This is a genomic window from Parafrankia elaeagni, assembly GCF_000374165.1.
In the GTDB taxonomy this organism is placed as follows: domain Bacteria; phylum Actinomycetota; class Actinomycetes; order Frankiales; family Frankiaceae; genus Parafrankia; species Parafrankia elaeagni.
In genome coordinates, this window is the sequence record NZ_KB893733.1 from 30,556 (window position 1) to 48,029 (window position 17,474).

Annotated in this window: 15 protein-coding genes; 4 read left to right on the forward strand and 11 right to left on the reverse strand. The window is 73.4% G+C overall.

Features of this window, described 5'->3' with window-relative positions; translation table 11 throughout:
- Positions 1–155: 155 nt before the first annotated feature.
- The 4 genes from B207_RS0119020 to priA form a co-directional block, all read right to left on the reverse strand.
- Positions 156–1,919: an ABC transporter ATP-binding protein gene (locus tag B207_RS0119020; RefSeq protein WP_018638172.1), complete on the reverse strand. Its 1,764-nt coding sequence runs from the start codon at positions 1,917–1,919 to the stop codon at positions 156–158.
- On the reverse strand, positions 1,916–4,252 hold the full coding sequence (locus B207_RS0119025) for an ABC transporter ATP-binding protein (protein ID WP_407671435.1): 2,337 nt from the start codon (positions 4,250–4,252) through the stop codon (positions 1,916–1,918). The genes B207_RS0119020 and B207_RS0119025 overlap by 4 nt, the downstream gene beginning before the upstream one ends.
- A 422-nt stretch (positions 4,253–4,674) precedes the next feature.
- Entirely contained in the window at positions 4,675–5,439 is a 765-nt protein-coding gene (hisF, locus tag B207_RS0119030; protein WP_018638174.1) for an imidazole glycerol phosphate synthase subunit HisF, read from the reverse strand.
- The gene (gene priA / locus B207_RS0119035; protein WP_018638175.1) at positions 5,436–6,176 is read right to left on the reverse strand and encodes a bifunctional 1-(5-phosphoribosyl)-5-((5-phosphoribosylamino)methylideneamino)imidazole-4-carboxamide isomerase/phosphoribosylanthranilate isomerase PriA; all 741 of its coding nucleotides are present in this window, start codon (positions 6,174–6,176) and stop codon (positions 5,436–5,438) included. The genes hisF and priA overlap by 4 nt, the downstream gene beginning before the upstream one ends.
- Positions 6,177–6,298: 122 nt before the next feature.
- Between priA and B207_RS0119040 the strand changes: the two genes are divergently transcribed.
- The 3 genes from B207_RS0119040 to B207_RS0119050 are packed head-to-tail and all read left to right on the forward strand — an operon-like array spanning position 6,299 to position 9,105.
- The gene (locus B207_RS0119040; RefSeq protein WP_018638176.1) at positions 6,299–7,162 is read left to right on the forward strand and encodes an ABC transporter permease; all 864 of its coding nucleotides are present in this window, start codon (positions 6,299–6,301) and stop codon (positions 7,160–7,162) included.
- 6 nt (positions 7,163–7,168) lie between these two features.
- Positions 7,169–8,053 carry an ABC transporter permease gene (locus B207_RS0119045; RefSeq protein WP_018638177.1) on the forward strand — a complete coding sequence of 295 codons (885 nt, stop codon included), beginning with the start codon at positions 7,169–7,171 and terminating at the stop codon, positions 8,051–8,053.
- A 5-nt stretch (positions 8,054–8,058) separates the two neighbouring features.
- Positions 8,059–9,105 carry an ABC transporter ATP-binding protein gene (locus tag B207_RS0119050; protein ID WP_018638178.1) on the forward strand — a complete coding sequence of 349 codons (1,047 nt, stop codon included), beginning with the start codon at positions 8,059–8,061 and terminating at the stop codon, positions 9,103–9,105.
- 32 nt (positions 9,106–9,137) lie between these two features.
- Here the strand turns inward: B207_RS0119050 and hisH are convergent, their stop codons facing one another.
- Genes hisH through hisD form a run of 4 tightly spaced genes read right to left on the reverse strand, consistent with a single transcriptional unit; the run spans position 9,138 to position 12,928 of the window.
- Positions 9,138–9,752: an imidazole glycerol phosphate synthase subunit HisH gene (gene hisH / locus B207_RS0119055; protein WP_018638179.1), complete on the reverse strand. Its 615-nt coding sequence runs from the start codon at positions 9,750–9,752 to the stop codon at positions 9,138–9,140.
- Positions 9,749–10,336 carry an imidazoleglycerol-phosphate dehydratase HisB gene (gene hisB / locus B207_RS0119060; RefSeq protein WP_018638180.1) on the reverse strand — a complete coding sequence of 196 codons (588 nt, stop codon included), beginning with the start codon at positions 10,334–10,336 and terminating at the stop codon, positions 9,749–9,751. The genes hisH and hisB overlap by 4 nt, the downstream gene beginning before the upstream one ends.
- Positions 10,337–10,394: 58 nt before the next feature.
- The gene (locus B207_RS0119065) at positions 10,395–11,630 is read right to left on the reverse strand and encodes a histidinol-phosphate transaminase (protein WP_018638182.1); all 1,236 of its coding nucleotides are present in this window, start codon (positions 11,628–11,630) and stop codon (positions 10,395–10,397) included.
- The gene (gene hisD, locus B207_RS0119070) at positions 11,627–12,928 is read right to left on the reverse strand and encodes a histidinol dehydrogenase (RefSeq protein ID WP_018638184.1); all 1,302 of its coding nucleotides are present in this window, start codon (positions 12,926–12,928) and stop codon (positions 11,627–11,629) included. Before hisD ends, B207_RS0119065 begins: the two co-directional genes overlap by 4 nt.
- Positions 12,929–13,117: 189 nt before the next feature.
- On the opposite strand from hisD, the gene B207_RS0119075 reads away from it, so the two are divergent.
- Positions 13,118–13,825, forward strand: coding sequence for an O-methyltransferase (locus B207_RS0119075; protein ID WP_018638186.1), 708 nt, complete (start codon positions 13,118–13,120; stop codon positions 13,823–13,825).
- A gap of 81 nt (positions 13,826–13,906) precedes the next feature.
- On the opposite strand, the gene B207_RS0119080 is transcribed toward B207_RS0119075, so the two are convergent.
- The 3 genes from B207_RS0119080 to ppk2 all read right to left on the reverse strand — a co-directional run bounded on the left by B207_RS0119080 (position 13,907) and on the right by ppk2 (position 17,394).
- Complete coding sequence (locus tag B207_RS0119080) at positions 13,907–14,629, reverse strand: YqjF family protein (protein WP_230205106.1); 723 nt, start codon at positions 14,627–14,629, stop codon at positions 13,907–13,909.
- Positions 14,630–14,634: 5 nt separating this feature from the next.
- Positions 14,635–16,329: an LPXTG cell wall anchor domain-containing protein gene (locus B207_RS41645; RefSeq protein ID WP_154675466.1), complete on the reverse strand. Its 1,695-nt coding sequence runs from the start codon at positions 16,327–16,329 to the stop codon at positions 14,635–14,637.
- Between the two features lie 93 nt (positions 16,330–16,422).
- Complete coding sequence (ppk2, locus tag B207_RS0119090) at positions 16,423–17,394, reverse strand: polyphosphate kinase 2 (protein WP_018638189.1); 972 nt, start codon at positions 17,392–17,394, stop codon at positions 16,423–16,425.
- Positions 17,395–17,474: the final 80 nt, after the last annotated feature.

Below are 17,474 nucleotides of genomic sequence, written 5' to 3' on the forward strand. Positions count from 1 at the left end.
GCCCGCCGCGGCCCGGCCGGCCGTGTCCCCGCCGGCACCGGCCGGCCGCAGACGCTGCCGGCCGCCGACCGGACACCCGTCGAGCCGCCTTCCGGGCGGGCCGCCGGAGTCGCGGCCGCCTGCCACGCGGGCCGCCGCGCGTCGGCCGGCAGCGGTCAGCCGGCCGTGACTCCGGCGGCCCAGGATTCGTGCAGGCGCCGGTAGACGCCGGGGACGGCGACGAGATCCGCATGCGCCCCGCGCTGGACCACCCGGCCGGCGTCCATCACGATCACGTCGTCGGCCGCCTCGGCGGTCGACAGCCGGTGCGCGATCGTGACCGAGGTCCGGTGCCTGGTCAGTGCGAGGAGCGCCGCGGCGATCCGCACCTCGGTCGCGGGGTCGACGGCGGAGGTCGCCTCGTCGAGGACGAGCAGGTCGGGGTCGGCCAGCTGGGCGCGGGCCAGCGCGACGAGCTGTCGTTCGCCGGCGGAGAGCAGCTCTCCGCGTTCACCGACCGGTGTGCGGATACCGGCGGGCAGGCCGGCGAGCCAGTCCCCGAGTCCCAGCTCCACGAATGCCCCCTCGATCTGCGCGTCGGTGGCGTCGGGCCGCCCGTAGCGGGCGTTGTCCGCGATGGAGAGGTCGAACAGGAAGCCGTCCTGCGGCACCATGACCACGCGGCGGCGCAGCGAGCCGAAGCGCACGTCGGAGAGGGGGACACCGCCGATCAGCACTGTTCCGCTGGTCGGGTCCATGAGGCGGGTCAGCAGCTTGGCCAGAGTCGTCTTGCCGGAGCCGGTCTCGCCGACGACGGCCACCCGGCCGCGCGGCGCGAGGTCGAGGGTGACCTCGTGCAGGACCGGAGGGCCGCCGGGGTAGGCGAAGCCGACCCCGTCGAAGCGGACACCGAGCGGGCCGGCGGGCAGCGCGCGGCCCGCGCCGTCCGCGGCCGGGTCACGGATGTCCGTGGGGGTGTCCAGGACGTCGAGGACACGGCGAAGCCCGGCGAGGGCGTTGGAGCCCTCGTTGAGCACCTCGGTCAGCGACTGGATCGGCATGATGAACAGGGTCAGCAGGAACAGGAACGCCACCAGCTGACCGGTGGTCAGCGAACCGTCGACACCGAGCAGCACGCCCACCACGACCACCGCCGCCGTGGTCAGCGCCGCGACGCCCTCGACGCCCGCGAACACCCCGGCCACCAGCGTCTGCGCGCCGGTCTGCGCGGAACGGTAGTTCTCCACCGTGGTGTCGATGCGGTGGGCGGTGCGGTCCTGCGATCCGTAGGCCCGCACGACCTGGGCACCGACCACCGACTCGGCGATCGCGCCGAGCATGTCACCGACCCGTTCGCGGACCACGCCGTACCGGCGGGCCAGCCGCCGCTGGAAGCGGTGGGTGGCCAGGACCAGCGGGACGAAGAAGGCGTACACGAGCAGGGCGAGCTGCCAGGAGTAGACGAACATCAGGACCGTGGCGATCAGCATCTGCCCCGAGGCGACGATCAGCATCACGCCGCCGAACTGCAGGAACTGCGACATCGTGTCGACGTCGCTGGTCACCCGCGAGGTCAGCGACCCGCGCCGCTGTTCGGACTGGCTCAGCATCGACAGGTCGTGGACATGGCGGAACGCGCGGATCCGCAGTGTGGCCAGCGCGCTCTCCGAGATCCGGTAGAGCCGCACGTTCATCCGGAACGCCGCGAAGCCGGTGACCAGGATCGCGACGGCCGCGACAGCGACGGATGTCCCGACCAGGCCGAGGTCGGCGCCGTCGTCCCCGACACCGCGGTCGAGCGTCTGCTGGACGACCACCGGGATGACCACCTTGCCGACAGTGGCGAGAGCGGCCAGCGAGAGCGTCCCGAGGATACCGGCGGTCAGTTCCGGCACCAGCCGACGCAGGCGGCCGGCAGTCGCCACCAGGCCGTCGCTCATCGGACCCCGTCCCTGTCCGCCGCCGGCACCCGGTGGTCGGCGAGCGGGGCCGGCTCCGCCGCCGGATCCGCGGCCAGGTCCGGCGGCTGCGCCGGTACCGTTCCGTCCGCCGGGTCGGCAGCGGCCACGGACGATGCGAGGAGATCCGCCACCTGAGCGGGTGCCGGCGGGACGGGCGGGACGGGCGGGACGGGCGGGACGGGCATCGCCGCCAGCGCGTCCGCCCGCGCCCGCGCGGCGCCGTCGTAGGCAGTGAGCAGCTCGGCGTAACCGGGCGAGCAGGCCAGCAGTTCGGCGTGGGTTCCCTGGGCTGCGACCCGGCCGTCGGCGAGGAACACGACCTCGTCGGCGAGCTCGACCGTCGAACGGCGGTAGGCGACGATCACGACGGTGGACGCCCCCGCCCGCTGCCGCAGGTCGGCGAGGATCGACGCCTCGATCCGCGGATCGACGCTGGAGGTCGCGTCGTCCAGGATGAGCATCCGCGGCTGGCGCACCAGCGCGCGGGCCAGGCCGATCCGCTGCCGCTGACCGCCGGAGAGTGTGGTGCCCCGCTCCCCGACCCGGGTGTCGAGGCCGTCGGGAAGGGCGCGGACGAACCGGTCCGCCTGGGCCCGCCGCAGGGCCTCCCACACCTCGTCGTCGCCCAGGTCGAGCCCCAGGGTGACGTTCGCGCGCACGGTGTCGTCGAACAGGAAGGTCTGCTGGGGGACGAGCGCGACCGCGCGGGCCACTTCGCCGGCGGCGAGCTCGCGCAGGTCCGTGCCGTCGACGCGGACCGTGCCGGCGTCGGGGTCGACGAGCCGGGCCAGCAGGTTGACCAGAGTCGACTTGCCGGCTCCGGTACGACCGGTCAGAGCCACCACCCGGCCGGGACGTACCTCGAAGGTGACCGCGGCCAGTGCCTGCCGATCGGCGTCGGCGTCGGCGTCGGCGACAGCCACTGAGGCGGAGGGGGAGGCGGAAGCGGGGCGGCCGGCCGCGTCGACGGACGGCGCGTCGGTGGCGGGCTCGGAGGGGAGCAGATCGGTGGCGAGCGCTTCGGTTCCCGCGGGCGGGGCCGGTGCCGCTGCCGGCTGCGGATAGGCGTAGCCGACGCCGGTGACACGCAGCGTGGCCGGGTCGGTCCCGTTCAGGGCGGCTGTCCCGTGGCTGAGCCCGCCGCGGGCCGCCAGCACCGCCGCCACCCGCTCGTAGCCGACGACGGACCTCGGAAGCTCGCCGAAGACCCATCCGATCGACCTGATCGGGAAGGCGAGCAGGGTGAACAGATAGGCGACCCGCACCAGCTCCCCCACCGTGAGGGAGCCGTTGTCGATGCGCACCGCGCCGACCAGGATCACCGTGAGCACACCCAGGTTGGGCAGCGCCTCCATGACCGGGTCGAACAGGCCACGGATCCGGCCGGCGCGGACCATCGCGTCCCGCAACTCGTGGGCCTTGCCGGTGAAACGCTCCGTCTCATCGGCCTCCCGGCCGAGGGTCTTGACGACGAGCGCCCCGTCGAACGACTCGTGGGCGACCGCGCTGACCTCGCCGCGCAGCCGCTGGACCCGGCCGTACAGCGGTGACACCCAGCGGCCGTAGACGATGTTCACCACCCCGAAGGCGGGGAACACGACACAGCCCACCAGGGCGAGAAGCGGATCGGTGAGGATCAGCAGGACGAGCGCGGCAGCCAGCATCACCAGCACACCGACGGCGAAGGGCAACGGGGCGATCGGCGCCCAGGTGGCCTCGACGTCCGCGTTCGCGTTCGACAGCAGCGAGCCGGTCGGGTGCCGCTGGTGCCAGGCCAGCGGCAGGTGCAGGTACTGGCGGGTGACACGGCGCCGGTAGGTGGCCTGGAGCCGGTACTGCATCATGCCGGAGACCAGGCGACGGAAGAACAACCCGCAGGCTCGCGCGAGCCCGATCCCGACCATGATCGCCCCGACCGCGAGGACGGTGCTCCAGTCGGCGTGCTCGTTCCGGATGCTCGGCACGATCACCTGCTCGGTGATCTCGCCCAGGGCGAGCGAGCTCGCCACTGTCGCGAGAGCGTAGAGCGAGCTTCCGGCCACCGCCGCGACGAAGATCCGCGGCTCCTCGCGTACCGCGATCGCGAGGACACCCAGCCCGCGCCGGATCACCCCGTCCTGGGCTCCCCCTGCCGACCTGCCCCCGGCCGAGGCGTCCCCGGGCGTGCTCGGGGCCGTCCGCGGGGTCACCTCGGACACCTCGGACACCTCGGCGGAGCGCGTCACGTGACGAGGAGGCCGGCTGCCGGCGGTGGTGGCGGCGATCGGTGCCCCCTGACCGGGCACCAGGCTGGATGCGGGTTCACCGGGCAATGCTGCTCCTCCGTCTCACCATCGCTACCGGATCGCTACCGCTGTGGGACGCGACGGCCCCGGCTCGTCCCACAACACGGCCAACACGGCCGGCCAGCGCAAAAGTCCCGCCCACCGGTGAGGACGAGTCAGGGATCCGGCCTGCGGCCGGTGAGCCGCGGTGCTCGTGCCGGCGCCGGTACGAGCCGTCATACTGGCCCGGCGGCCGGGCCCTGACCGCCACGATCGGCGAGCTGACCGCTGCTGGACAACCGATGTTCCGTCGGTGTTCGCGGGCCGCTTTCTGGGCCCTGCGGCACACCCGGCGGCCGGCGGCACGCACGAGCGACCAGCGGCAGGCTCGGGCTGGCAACGGCTGGGCCAGCGCGCCGGAATCGGCACGCCAGGAGGCCGGCACGCCAGGGCGCCGGCGCACCGGGATGTCAGCGCACCGGGATGGCCGCGTCCCGCAGGCGCTCCTTCACCTCGGAGATCCGCATCCGGCCGAAGTGGAAGACGCTGGCGGCGAGCACGGCGTCCGCGCCGGCGCCGACGGCGGGGGCGAAGTGGTCGAGCTTCCCCGCTCCGCCGCTGGCTATCACCGGGACGTCCACCACCGCGCGGACCGCGCCGATCATCTGCAGGTCGTAGCCGTCCTGGGTGCCGTCGGCGTCCATCGAGTTCAGCAGGATCTCGCCGGCGCCGAGCTCGACGGCCCGGGCCGCCCACTCCACCGCGTCGATGCCGGTGCCGCGGCGGCCGCCGTGCGTGGTCACCTCGAACAACGGGCCGCCAGGCTCGCTGGAGCGCCGGGCGTCGACCGACAGCACGATGCACTGGCTGCCGAACTGCAGCGCGCACTCCCGGACGAGCTCGGGACGGGCCACCGCGGCCGTGTTGATCCCGACCTTGTCGGCCCCGGCACGCAGGAGGCGGTCGACGTCGGAGACGGCGCGCACTCCCCCGCCGACGGTCAACGGGATGAAGACCTGCTCGGCGGTGCGCCGGACGATGTCGTAGGTGGTCTCACGGTCGCCACTGGACGCGGTGATGTCCAGGAAGGTCAGCTCGTCGGCGCCTTCGGCGTCGTAGAGACGGGCCATCTCCACCGGGTCACCGGCGTCCCGCAGATCGGTGAAGTTCACACCCTTGACCACCCGGCCGCCGTCGACGTCGAGGCAGGGGATCACCCGGACGGCGACCGTCACGGCGTGCCCGGGACCGCTGGTTCCCGCGCCGCCACTGCCAGCGCCTCGGGCAGCGTGAACGCGCCTGCGTACAGCGCCTTGCCGATGATGGCGCCCTCGACACCGGGGACCGCGGCGATCGCGCTGAGGTCCGCCAGGGAGGAGACTCCGCCGCTGGCGACCACCGGGCGGTTCGTCGCGGCGGTCACCGACCGCAGCAGCTCGACGTTGGGGCCGGTCAGCGTCCCGTCGCGGCGCACGTCGGTGACGACGTAGCGGGCGCAGCCGTCGGCGTCGAGGCGGGCGAGCACCTCGAACAACTCGCCGCCGTCGCGCGTCCAGCCGCGGGCGGAGAGGGTGGTGCCGCGCACGTCGAGGCCGACCGCGATCCGGTCGCCGACCCGGTCGATGGCCGCGCGGACCCAGTCCGGGTTCTCCAGCGCGGCGGTGCCGATGTTGACCCGGGCGGCACCGGTCGCCAGTGCGGCATCGAGCGTCTCGTCGTCGCGGATGCCGCCGGAGAGCTCGACGGCCACGTCGACGGAGCGCACGACCTCGGCGATCAGGTCTCGGTTGGAGCCGCGACCGAAGGCGGCGTCGAGGTCGACGAGGTGGATCCACTCGGCGCCGTCGCGCTGCCAGGTCAGCGCCGCCTCGCGGGGGTCGCCGTAGGAGGTCTCGGATCCGGCCTCGCCCTGGACCAGGCGGACGGCTTGGCCGTCGGCCACGTCCACCGCGGGTAGCAGCGTCAGCGTCACGTGACCACCCTACGGGTCCGCCGACGGTGCCGGCCGTGGTCTCCCCCGCGAACACCTGGCCGCCCCGCCGACATGTTGACCAGAATCACCGGTGTGCCGGACCCGCGAGCCCTACGTTGGCTGTGGTGATCTCTGATCCGGCGAGTCCGGTCGCGGCGGCCGCACGCCCGTTCGGGGGCAGCGCCGCGGGCTGCGCGCGGATGTGGTGCGCGGTCGCGTCCGCCGCCGCGCGCCGGATGCTCTGCTACCGCGCGACGATCGCGGCGTCCATCCTGTCGAACATCATCCTGACCGTGCTGCGCGGGCATGTGGCGCTCGCCGTCTGGGAGCAGCGGCCCGGCCTCGCCGGGTACGACAGCACGGCCGCCATCACGTTCACCGTGCTCGGGCAGTCGCTGGTGACGACCTTCGCCGTGTTCGGCGGCATGATCGACATGCCGTGGCGGATCCGGAACGGGTCGATCGAGGTCGACCTGGTCCGGCCGGTGGGGTTCCAGCGCTGGTGGCTCGGGCTGGAGGTGGGCCGGGCAGCGGTGTACTTCGCCAGTCGGGCGGTGCCGGCCGCGATCGTCGGCGCGCTCCTGTTCGATCTGCGCCGGCCAGGGTCGCCCGGCGCCTGCGCCGCCTTCGCGGTGGGCCTCGGCCTCGCCCTGCTCGTCAGCTTCGGGCTGCGCTACCTGGTGGGCCTCAGCGCGTTCTGGATGACGGACGCCCGGGGCGTGCAGGCGGTCTCCGCGCTGGTGATGATGTTCTTCTCCGGGGCGGTGCTCCCGCTCGCCCTGTTTCCCGGGCCGCTCGGCACGATCGCCGGGCTGGCGCCGTTCGGGGCCGTGGTGCAGGTCCCGATGGATCTCTACCTCGGCACGGCGGACGGCGGAACACTGCGCGCCCTCGCGTTCCAGGCCGTCTGGGCCGCTCTCCTGCTGCTCACCGCCAGGGTGCTGACGACCGCGGGCCTGCGCCGCCTCGTCGTACAGGGCGGATGAGGGCCGATGAACGAACGGACCGGCGAACGGACCGACAGGCGGACGGGCGAACGGACCGGCGAGCGGGCCGGCGAGCGGATCGGGCTGCTGCGCACGGAGGCCGGCAGCTACCTGCTGCTGGTCGGCGCGGCGTTCCGCTCGGCCGCGCAGTACCGCGTCTCGCTGGTGCTCTACACCCTGGTGGAGATGGCGGGCGCGGCCCTGGACCTCGCCACGATCAGCATCATCTTCGCCCACCTGTCGGACCTCGACGGCTTCTCGCTGGCCGAGGTCGCGTTCCTCTACGGGACGTCCGCGCTGGCGTTCGCCCTCGCCGAGGCCATGGCCGGCCCACTCGACCAGCTCGGCTGGCACATCAAGGAGGGCAGGATGGACGCGGTGCTCATCCGCCCGGTCAGCGTGCTCGTGCAGTGCGCGACGATGGACTTCTCACCGCAGCGCCTCAGCCGGATCGTCCAGCCGGTCGCCGTTCTCGCGGTCAGTGTCGCCGCACTCGACGTCGACTGGACCCCGGCCCGCGTCGCGCTGCTCCCCGCGATGATCGCCTGCGGGACACTGATCAGCATCAGTCTCGCTGTCGGCATCGCGGCCGTTCTGTTCGTCGCGCCGGACTCGAGCCTCGCGGTCAGCGCCGTCCGGCAGGGCTCGGCCCTGGCGACGCAGTACCCGCTCACGGTCTACGGGCGCCGCGCCGCCCTGCTGATGACCGTGGTCCTTCCGATCGCCTTCGTGAACTGGCAGCCGGCGCTGTTCGTCCTCGACCGGCCGGACCCGTTCGGCCTGCCGGCGTTCACCCGCTTCCTCTCCCTGCCCGTCGCCGTCGTCTGCGCCGCCGCCGCCGCGACGGCGTGGCGGTCGGGGATCCGTCACTACCGCGGCGTGGGGGGCTGAGCCGAATGCCTGACGGCGACACCGACGGCAACGTCGCGGACGACATCGCGGACGACGTCGCGGACGACATCGCGGACGACATCGCGATCGACGTCCGGAACGTCACCCGGACGTTCGTGCTGCGGCGGCGCACCGGCTGGATGCGCCGGGAGAGATCCGTCCTGCATGCCGTCTCGGACCTGTCGTTCACCGTGCGGGCCGGCGAGATGGTGGGCTACCTCGGGCCGAACGGGGCGGGCAAGAGCACCACGATCAAGATGCTGGTCGGCATTCTCACCCCGTCCGGCGGGCGGTTGCGGGTGGCCGGGCTCGATCCGTCCCGGCAGCGGCTGCGGCTCGCCCGGCGCATCGGCGTCGTGTTCGGCCAACGCTCGGCGCTGTGGTACGACCTCCCACTCCGCGACAGCTTCGAACTGGTCCGCCGCATCTACCGGATCCCGCCCGACCGGTACCGCCGGAACCTCGACGAGTTCGTCGACCTGCTGGACCTGGGGCCGTTCATCGACACCCCGGTGCGCCAGCTCTCGCTGGGGCAGCGGATGCGCGGGACCATCACCGCGGCCTTCCTCCCCAACCCCGAGATCGTCTACCTGGACGAACCGACGATCGGTCTGGACGTGGTCTCCAAGGCCGCCGTCCGTTCGTTCCTGGAGCGGACGAACCGTGAGCAGGGGACGACGATCCTGCTGACGACCCACGACATGGGCGACGTCGAACAGCTCTGCCGCCGGGTGATGGTCATCGACCACGGCCGGCTCGGCTTCGACGGTGAGCTGGCGGCGCTGCGGGCGCGCATCGGCGGTGTGCGGACGCTGCGGGTCGACCTGGCCGTGCCGATGCCGGCGATGGCTGTGGAGGGAGCTGAGGTCGTGCGCGTGGAAGGGACTCGGCAGTGGCTGCAGTTCCCGGCGGACAGGAGCGCGGCACCGCTGGTCAGCGAGGTGGCGGCCCGTTATCCGCTGGTGGATCTGACCGTCGGCGAGCCGGCGATCGAGGACATCGTCGCGCGCCTCTACACGACCGACCGCCTCCCGTTGCCGAGAGTCGGGTGAGACTCCGCGGCGGGCGGGATCGCGGCGGGCGGTCAGTTCAGGGTGCGCAGCCAGTTCTCCAGGACGTGGGCACCGGCGTCCCCGGACTTCTCCGGGTGGAACTGGGTGGCCGTCAGCGGACCGCGCTCGACCGCCGCGGCGAAGGCCTCGCCGTGCTCGGCGACAGTGTCCCCGGGCCGCGGCCGGGCGGCGTAGGAGTGCACGAAGTAGAAACGCGTGTCGGCATCGACCCCCGCGAACAGGACGGACGCGGGCGGCGGCGCGACGACGTTCCAGCCCATGTGCGGCAGGATGGGCGCGGACAGCCGTTCCACGCTGCCGGCGAGCACACCGAGGCCCTCAGTCCGCACCCCGTGCTCGTCGCCGAGCTCGTAGAGGATCTGCATGCCGACGCAGATCCCGAGGACAGGCCGCCCGGCCGCGAGCCGCTCGTGCACGACAGCCTCGCCACCGACCGCCGTCAGGCCGGCCATGCAGGCCGCGAAGGCACCCACGCCGGGAACGACGAGGCCGTCCGCGGCCCGCGCGGCGTCGAGATCAGCCGTCACGGTCACCTGGGCACCGACGCGGGCGACGGCCCGCTCGGCGGACCGCAGGTTCCCCGAGCCGTAGTCGAGAACGACGACGTTCGGCTGCCCGCCGCTCACAGCACACCCTTGGTGGACGGGACGCCGGCCACCCGGGCGTCGAGGGCCACCGCGTCACGCATCGCGCGGGCGACGGACTTGAACTGGGCCTCGACGACGTGGTGCGCGTTGCGCCCGGACAGCACCCGCACGTGCAGCGCGATCCGCGCCGAGGCGGTGATCGACTCGAAGACGTGCCGGGTGAGGGTCGTGTCGTAGGTGCCGATCAGCCCGACCAGCTCCGGTTCGACGTGGACGCAGTAGGGCCGGCCGGACAGGTCCACCGCGGACTGAACGAGCGCCTCGTCGAGCGGCACGGTCGCGTCCCCGAACCGCCGGATCCCGGCCTTGTCGCCGAGGGCCTCCCGCAGCGCCGCCCCGAAGGCGATGGACGTGTCCTCGACCGTGTGATGGGCGTCGATGTGCAGATCGCCCTTGGTCCGCACGGTGAGATCGAAGCCGCCGTGCTTGCCGAGCTGCTCCATCATGTGATCGAAGAACGGGACGCCGGTCTCGGACGACGCCCGGCCCGTCCCGTCGAGGTCGAGGTCGACGAGGACGTGCGATTCCTTGGTGCTGCGCTCGATCCGGGCGGTGCGTGCCATGCGGGTCCCTTGCGGCTTCTGTCGGGTCTGCGGTGACGGTTTCGGGGTCGGTGTTCGCTCAGCCGACCGGCGGGCTCACCGGTGCTGTGCGCAGCAGGGACGGGCGGTCGGCGAGCACCGTGCGCAGCGCGGCCAGGAAGGCGTCCGTCTCGGCGGGCAGCCCGGCGGTGACCCGCAGCCAGCCGTCGAGGCCCAGATCCCGCACGAGCACGCCGGCGTCGAGCAGGCCCTGCCACACCGCGTGCTGGTCGGTGAACCGGCCGAACAGGACGAAGTTCGCGTCGCTCGGCGCCACCTCGCAGCCCAGCTCCGGCAGGGACCGTACCAGCAGGTCACGCTGGGCCTTGACCGCGTCGACGGTGCCGAGCAGCTCGTCGGCGTGCGCCAGCGCGGTACGCGCGACCGCCTGGGTGAACGAGGAGAGATGGTAGGGCAGCCGCACCAGCTGCAGCGCGTCGACGACCGCCGGGTGCGCCGCCAGGTACCCGACCCGGGCACCCGCGAGCGCGAACGCCTTGCTCATCGTGCGGGTGACCACCAGCCGGGGCTGCGCCGGCAGCAGGGTGAGGGCGCTGTGCACACCGGCCCGGCGGAACTCCCCGTAGGCCTCGTCGACCACCACCACACCCGAGCCGACCTCGCCCATCGCCTCACAGGCGGCGGTGATGACGTCCAGGTCGATCGCGGTGGCGGTGGGGTTGTTCGGTGAGCACAGGAACAGCAGCGCCGGGCGGTGCCGGTGGATCGCGCCGGCGACCTGGTCGGCGCCGAGGGTGAAGTCCGCCGCCCGCTGCTCGGCGACCCAGCCGGTGGCCGTGGCCAGCGCGATCAGCCGGTGCATCGAGTAGGACGGCTCGAAGCCGACGGCGCTGCGCCCCGGCCCGCCGAAGACCTGGCAGAGCTGCTGGATGATCTCGTTCGACCCGTTGGCGGCCCAGACCTGGGCGGCCGTCACCCCGAAGCCGGCGTCCGGGGTCAGGTAGTAGGCGAGGTCGGCGCGCAGCGCCTCGGCCTCGCGGTCCGGGTAGCGGTTCGCCTCGGTCGCGGCCAGCGTCGCGGCCTTGCCCAGGGCGTCGACGAGCCCGGGCGACGGCGGGTGCGGGTTCTCGTTCGTGTTCAGCCGCACCGGGACGTCGATCTGCGGCGCCCCGTAGGGCGACAGCCCGCGCAGGTCATCGCGCAGGGGCAGGTCGTCCAGTGTGACGACCCGCCTGGCGGCACGTTCGCCACCGGCGACGGCCGTGCCGGCGGCGGCGCCTCCCGCCGCGCTGGTGCTGCTGGTGCTGCTGGTCATCGCGCCCGAACCTCCACCGCATCGACGTGCCCGATCAGATCCTCGGCGCCGCCGAGCGCGGCGATCCGCGGCGCGATGTCGGCGAGCGCCTCGTCCGTGCACTCCACGACGTGAACCTGGCGCTGGAACGCGGACACGGCAAGACCACCGGAGTGCCGCGCCGTGCCACCGGTCGGCAGGACGTGGTTGGAACCGGCCAGGTAGTCACCCAGCGGCACCGGCGCGTACGGCCCCACGAAGATCGCACCCGCGTTCCGCACCCGGGCGGCGACCGCCGCGGCGTCCATCGTCTGGATCTCCAGGTGCTCCGCGGCCCACGCGTCGACGACGGCCAGGCCTGCGTCGAGGTCCGCGACGAGCGCCACCCCGCCCTGGCCGGCCAGGGCCTCGGCCACCCGGTCCCGGTGTCGGGTGGCGGGGACCTGCTTGTCGAGCTCGACGTCCACCGTGTCGGCGAGCTCGACCGACGTCGTGACCAGCAGGCACGCCGCCATCGGATCGTGCTCCGCCTGGGCGATCAGGTCGGCGGCGACGAAGTCCGCCCGGGCCGAACCGTCGGCGAGGATGGCGACCTCGGTCGGCCCTGCCTCGGCGTCGACCCCGACGATGCCGCGGAGCAGGCGCTTCGCCGCCGTCACGTAGACGTTGCCCGGGCCGGTGACCACGTCGACCGGCGGGCAGCTCTCGGTGCCGTGGGCGAACATCGCCACGGCCTGGGCGCCCCCGGCCGCGTAGACCTCGCCGACGCCGAGCAGCGCGCAGGCGGCCAGCACGACCGGGTGCGGCAGCCCGCCGTTGTCGACCTGCGGCGGAGAGGCGACGGCCAGCGACCCCACCCCGGCCTCCTGAGCCGGGACCACGTTCATGACCACACTGCTGGGGTAGGCGACCCGCCCGCCCGGCACGTAGAGGCCGACCCGCTCGACCGGAATCCACCGCTCGGTGACCGTCGTGCCCGGAGCGACCTCGACGGCGACCGGTTCCCGCAGCTGGGCGCGATGGACCAGCCGGGCCCGCCGGATCGCCTCGGTCAGCGCGTCGCGGACCGCCGGGTCGAGCTCGGCGAGCGCCGCGGCGAGGACCTCGGCCGGCACCCGCAGGCCCGCGGGGCGCACCCGGTCGAACCGCTCGGCCGCGTCGAGAACGGCCGCGTCACCGCGGTCGCGGACGTCGTCGCAGACGGGGCGGACCGCCTCGATCGCCACGTCGACATCGACGGCTGCCCGCGGGAACAGCCGGCGGACCTCCGCGGCGCTGGGAGTCGTGGAACGCAGATCGAGCCTTCTGAGCACGCCCATGAGCGTATCGGCCCGGCCGCCGATCCGAGGAGTGGAATTCTTCGGGAATACCACAACACGGCACGACAATGCGTCCGATCCGACAGATTCTCCACGAAGAACGGGTCAGTTCCGTCACCTCTCGGCAGCCGCGCCGACCGACCGGTGGGCTTGACGCCGGAGGCAGATCAGGTCCGATAGCCTCGGCCGGTGACTGACAGCGCGGACGTCGCCCCGACCAGCGGGAACACCGACTCCGGCAAGTCGGGCTTCCTGCCTCCGGCCCTGCGGGGCTACCTGGTCGCCCACGGTTCGCCGCCGGACGACATCCTGGTCGACCTCGCCGCCGAGACGGCGGCGCTCGGCGACGCCGGGCGGATGCAGATCCCCGCCGAACAGGGTGCGCTCCTGACGATTCTGACCGCGGCGCTCGCGCCGTCCCGGGCGATCGAGATCGGGACGTTCACCGGGTACTCGTCGCTGTGCACGGCCCGGGGCCTGCCGCCGGGCGGGCGCCTGCTGTGCCTCGACGTCAACGACGAGTGGACGTCCGTCGCGCGTCGCTACTGGGAGCGGGCCGGGGTGAGTGACCGGGTCGAGCTGCGCCTGGGGCCGGCCGCCGAGTCACTGGCGGCGCTGCCCGAGGAGCCCACCTTCGACCTGGCCTTCATCGACGCCGACAAGCAGTCGTACCCGGCCTACTTCGAGCTGCTGCTCCCCCGGATGAACACCAACGGGCTGATCATCGTGGACAACGTGCTGCAGTCCGGGCGGGTGCTGGACGAGGAGGACGCGGAGGACAGCCCCAACGTCCTCGCGATCCGTGGCTTCAACGCGGCGCTCGCCGTCGACGCCCGGGTGCAGGTCGTCGTCCTCCCCGTGGCGGACGGGCTGACGATCGCGCGGAAGCTGCCGTAGCGGCCGGAACAGCCGTCCGCCGCACGGCCCTGGCCTGGACCTGGACCTGGACCTGGGCCTGTGGGTCCTGGCCCGGGCACATCACAGGTATTTCTCCGGGCGGCCGATCCTGACGCCGACGCCCGGCGAGTAGTGCGCGAGCGGGTCGCCCGGCGGCGGGGTGAGTCCGGCCGCCCGCAGCAACCCGTCGTCGAGCTCCGCCACCTGCGCCCGGTACAGGGGCCACGGGTCGTGGCTGGCCCGGATCGCCCGGTGGGCCGGCCCGGTCGCGCTGTACAGCCGCCAGCGGGCGGTGAGGAAGTGGTCCAGCGGGCCCAGCTCGTCATCGCGGTAGGCCGCGCCGATCCGCACCCGCAGCCGGCAGGACGCACCTCGCGGGCCGGGCCAGCGGCGACGGCTCCCGTACCGGATCTCGCCGGGCCCTGGCCCTGGTCGGGGCCCTGGTCGGGGCCCTGGTCCGGGCCCGGACCCGGGCTCCGCGGGCAGCCCGTCAGGTCCGGAGAGCGTCATCGCGGACCACAGATAGGGCAACCGGTAACCGTTCCGAGCCACCAGAACGGCGCCGAGCCGGGCCGCGTCCAGAGAGAAGAACCAGACGCCGCGCCGGCCCAGGCGGTCCACGACATACGTCCGGACATTCGTCTCCGGAAACGTCGACGCCCACGGAACCGACCAGCCCCGGCCGGTCGCCACCCGCATGGTGAAGGGCACCAGGCTGACCCAGGCGCGACCGTCGAAGGCATCGACCTCCAGCTCCGGCGGCAGCAGTGCGCGCACCTGCTCGGGCTCGAACGGCCAGTGCACGAACGTCAGCCGCTCCCAGCGCTGGAGCGAGGCGGGCCGCTCGACCGTGAACGGACAGACGGGCCCGACAGCGGGCCGCTCCGAGGCCGGCGGAACGGAGCCCTCCACCCCTGCCGGATTCGTTTCATCCGCGTACATAGGGCGATAATGGACGCCCCGCGCTTCTGGATCGCTCCGAACGGTGCCGGCGACCGGTGAACACCGCGATCAGGCGCGGGCAGACCCATCGCAATCAGACCCGTCGGAGTCGCTCGGCGCAGCCTGGCGTCCACCGGGCGGGCCAGGTTCAGCTGGCCACCACCATGAGGGCCGGGTCCGCCCACCACCGATTCGTCCTGCGGGCCCTGACCGTCAGCTCTGCCGGGCGGACCGGGCCAGGACCCGCCCTGCAACCCCGGCCCGCCCGGCACTCCCTGCCAGCCCGGCCAGCCCGGCCAGCCCGGCCAGCCCGGCCAGCCCGGCCAGCCTCCGTGCCACCAGCCCGTCGGCGGGATGGGGCCCGGCGGCCCCGGTGGGCCCCACGGCACGGCGGGCCCGGCCGCGTACTGCCGCACGTAGAACTCGCGGCGACGGCGCAGCCACCAGAACCCGCCGGCGAGCAGCCCGCCGGCGAGCAGCGTCAGGGCGGTCCCGGAGACGCCGGTCAGCGGAAGCTCGCCGCCGGGGTCGGCGGTGACGGCGGGCTGCCCGGTCCCCGCACCAGCGACCGCGCCGGCACCCGCACCGGCCGCCACCGGCCCGGGCGGCTGCGCGACCGGCACCGGCTCCTCGGCCACGGCCTCCTCCTCGACGGCGGCCACCTCCTCAGCCCCGAGCAAATCACCCAGCGCGAGTTCCGCCCCCAGGCCGGGCGTTCCCGTGCCGCTCACGACGGCGGAGCCCCGCTGGTTCGCCTGGCTCTGCAGCAACGCGAGCAGCGCCAGAACATCGGTCGGGGTCAGCCCGCTGGACTGCGGAGGGGGCCAGGCGCCGCCCCGGGCCCCGCTGCCGGCACCGGCACCGGCACCGGCACCGGCACCGGCGTCGCCGAGGGCACCAGCACCAGCACGGCCACCAGTGGCCGCGGCATCGGCGACACCGGTCAACCCGATCACGAGCACCGTCACGGACAGGGTGCGTGGCGCGGCCACCGCCGGCGAGGTTCCCGGCGACACCACCTGTCCCAGCCCCGCCCCCGATCCGGAGGCAGGGGTGAGGCCGGACGGACCCGGCGGCCCGGCACCTGCGGAGCCGGGGCCCGGGTGGCCCGAGGCCCCCACCGGGGTGAGGCCTGGCGAGGCACCCGACGGCAGCACGGGCGGACTTCCGGCGGCTACGGCGGGCGGCATGCCCAGGCCACGGGCAGTGATCAGCCTGACGCCCGGCGACGCGAAGGAGATCTGTGCCGAGACCCGCCCGGCCTCGTCTGCCGTCACCGCCCGCAACACCCGACCGCCGGAGGCGATCTCGACCACCGTCCCGGGCCCGAAGCCGCATCCGTCAAAGGTCGTGATCTCCCCGACCAGCAGGCGGGAATGGCCGACCCGGGCTCCCAGGCACCCCTCGCCGGCGAGGCCCGTCGCCAGCCCGGCCGCGGGAGCGGCACCGGCACCGGCACCGGCGAGGAGCACGAACGCGGCCAGGACCAGGCAGAGCGCGGCGCCCCGGCGCAGGCGGCCCCGGGGGGGCGGAGCTGCGACCGGCTCCACACATGCGCCCATCGACCGACCACCCCCACCCGTCGCGGCTGGCGGCGAAGCCGTCAACAACGGAGAGCTTAGAAAGGACTACTCTCCGTGTCCATAACCTGCGGCTCAGAGCCGGGGAAACTCCCGGCCGGCCTGCTCACCCGTCTCCAGCAGGCCCGCGGCCGGTCCGACGATGCGCGGGTCAGGGTGCCCGATGACCGAGTCGTCCCGGCCGGTGTAGTCAAGCCGGGAAAGGACATGGCGCAACGCCTCCACCCGGGCGCGGCGCTTGTCGTTGCTTTTGATGACGGTCCACGGGGCCTCGGGAATGTCCGTGTAGAAGAACATGGACTCCTTCGCCTCGGTGTAGGCGTCCCACCGGTCGAGGGCGGCCAGGTCGACGGGGCTCAGCTTCCACTGCCGGACGGGGTCGATCTGACGGATGAGGAAACGGGTCTGCTGCTCGCTGCGCGAGACGGAGAACCACAGTTTGATGAGATGAATGCCGCTCCGGACGAGCATTCGCTCGAGCTCGGGCGTCTGGCGGAGAAACTCGCGGTACTCGTCCTGGGTGCAGAACCCCATCACCCGCTCGACGCCGGCGCGGTTGTACCAGGACCGGTCGAACATGACGATCTCGCCGGCCGTGGGAAGGTGTGCGACATAGCGCTGGAAGTACCAGGACCCGCGCTCGGTCTCGGTCGGCTTCTCCAGCGCCACGACCCTCGCCCCGCGTGGGTTCAGGTGCTCGGTGAACCGTTTGATGGTGCCGCCCTTGCCGGCGGCGTCCCGCCCCTCGAAGAGGAGGACCAACCGCTGACCGGTCTCCTTCACCCAGTACTGCAGCTTCAGCAGCTCGATCTGCAGCAGCCGCTTCTCCTTCTCGTAGGCGTCACGTGACAGCCGCTGCGTGTACGGGTAGTTCTCCCGCCAGGTGTCGATGGAGGTCCCGTCCGGGCGCAGCAGGGTGGCGTCGTCGGCGTCCTCCTCAACCACCCGCAGTTCGTCGACATTCACGCCGAGATACTCGATCGGCAGCTCGCGGGGAAGTGTCCAGACAGGCCGCGGACCGGATGTTTCCGTGATCAGTTCGCTCATCGCAGCCTCCGGTGGAGTCTCGCTCGGCATCACGGGCGGCGCGCGTCCGTCAGTTCAGTGCCGTACCCGTCCCGGGCATG

Coding starts and splice junctions, on each gene's coding strand:
- ppk2 (WP_018638189.1), bottom strand. CDS start 17,394: ATGAGCGAACTGATCACGGAAACATCCGGTCCGCGGCCTGTCTGGACA.
- B207_RS0119020 (WP_018638172.1), bottom strand. CDS start 1,919: ATGAGCGACGGCCTGGTGGCGACTGCCGGCCGCCTGCGTCGGCTGGTG.
- hisB (WP_018638180.1), bottom strand. CDS start 10,336: ATGGCACGCACCGCCCGGATCGAGCGCAGCACCAAGGAATCGCACGTC.
- B207_RS0119045 (WP_018638177.1), top strand. CDS start 7,169: ATGAACGAACGGACCGGCGAACGGACCGACAGGCGGACGGGCGAACGG.
- hisD (WP_018638184.1), bottom strand. CDS start 12,928: ATGGGCGTGCTCAGAAGGCTCGATCTGCGTTCCACGACTCCCAGCGCC.
- B207_RS0119050 (WP_018638178.1), top strand. CDS start 8,059: ATGCCTGACGGCGACACCGACGGCAACGTCGCGGACGACATCGCGGAC.
- B207_RS41645 (WP_154675466.1), bottom strand. CDS start 16,329: ATGGGCGCATGTGTGGAGCCGGTCGCAGCTCCGCCCCCCCGGGGCCGC.
- B207_RS0119065 (WP_018638182.1), bottom strand. CDS start 11,630: ATGACCAGCAGCACCAGCAGCACCAGCGCGGCGGGAGGCGCCGCCGCC.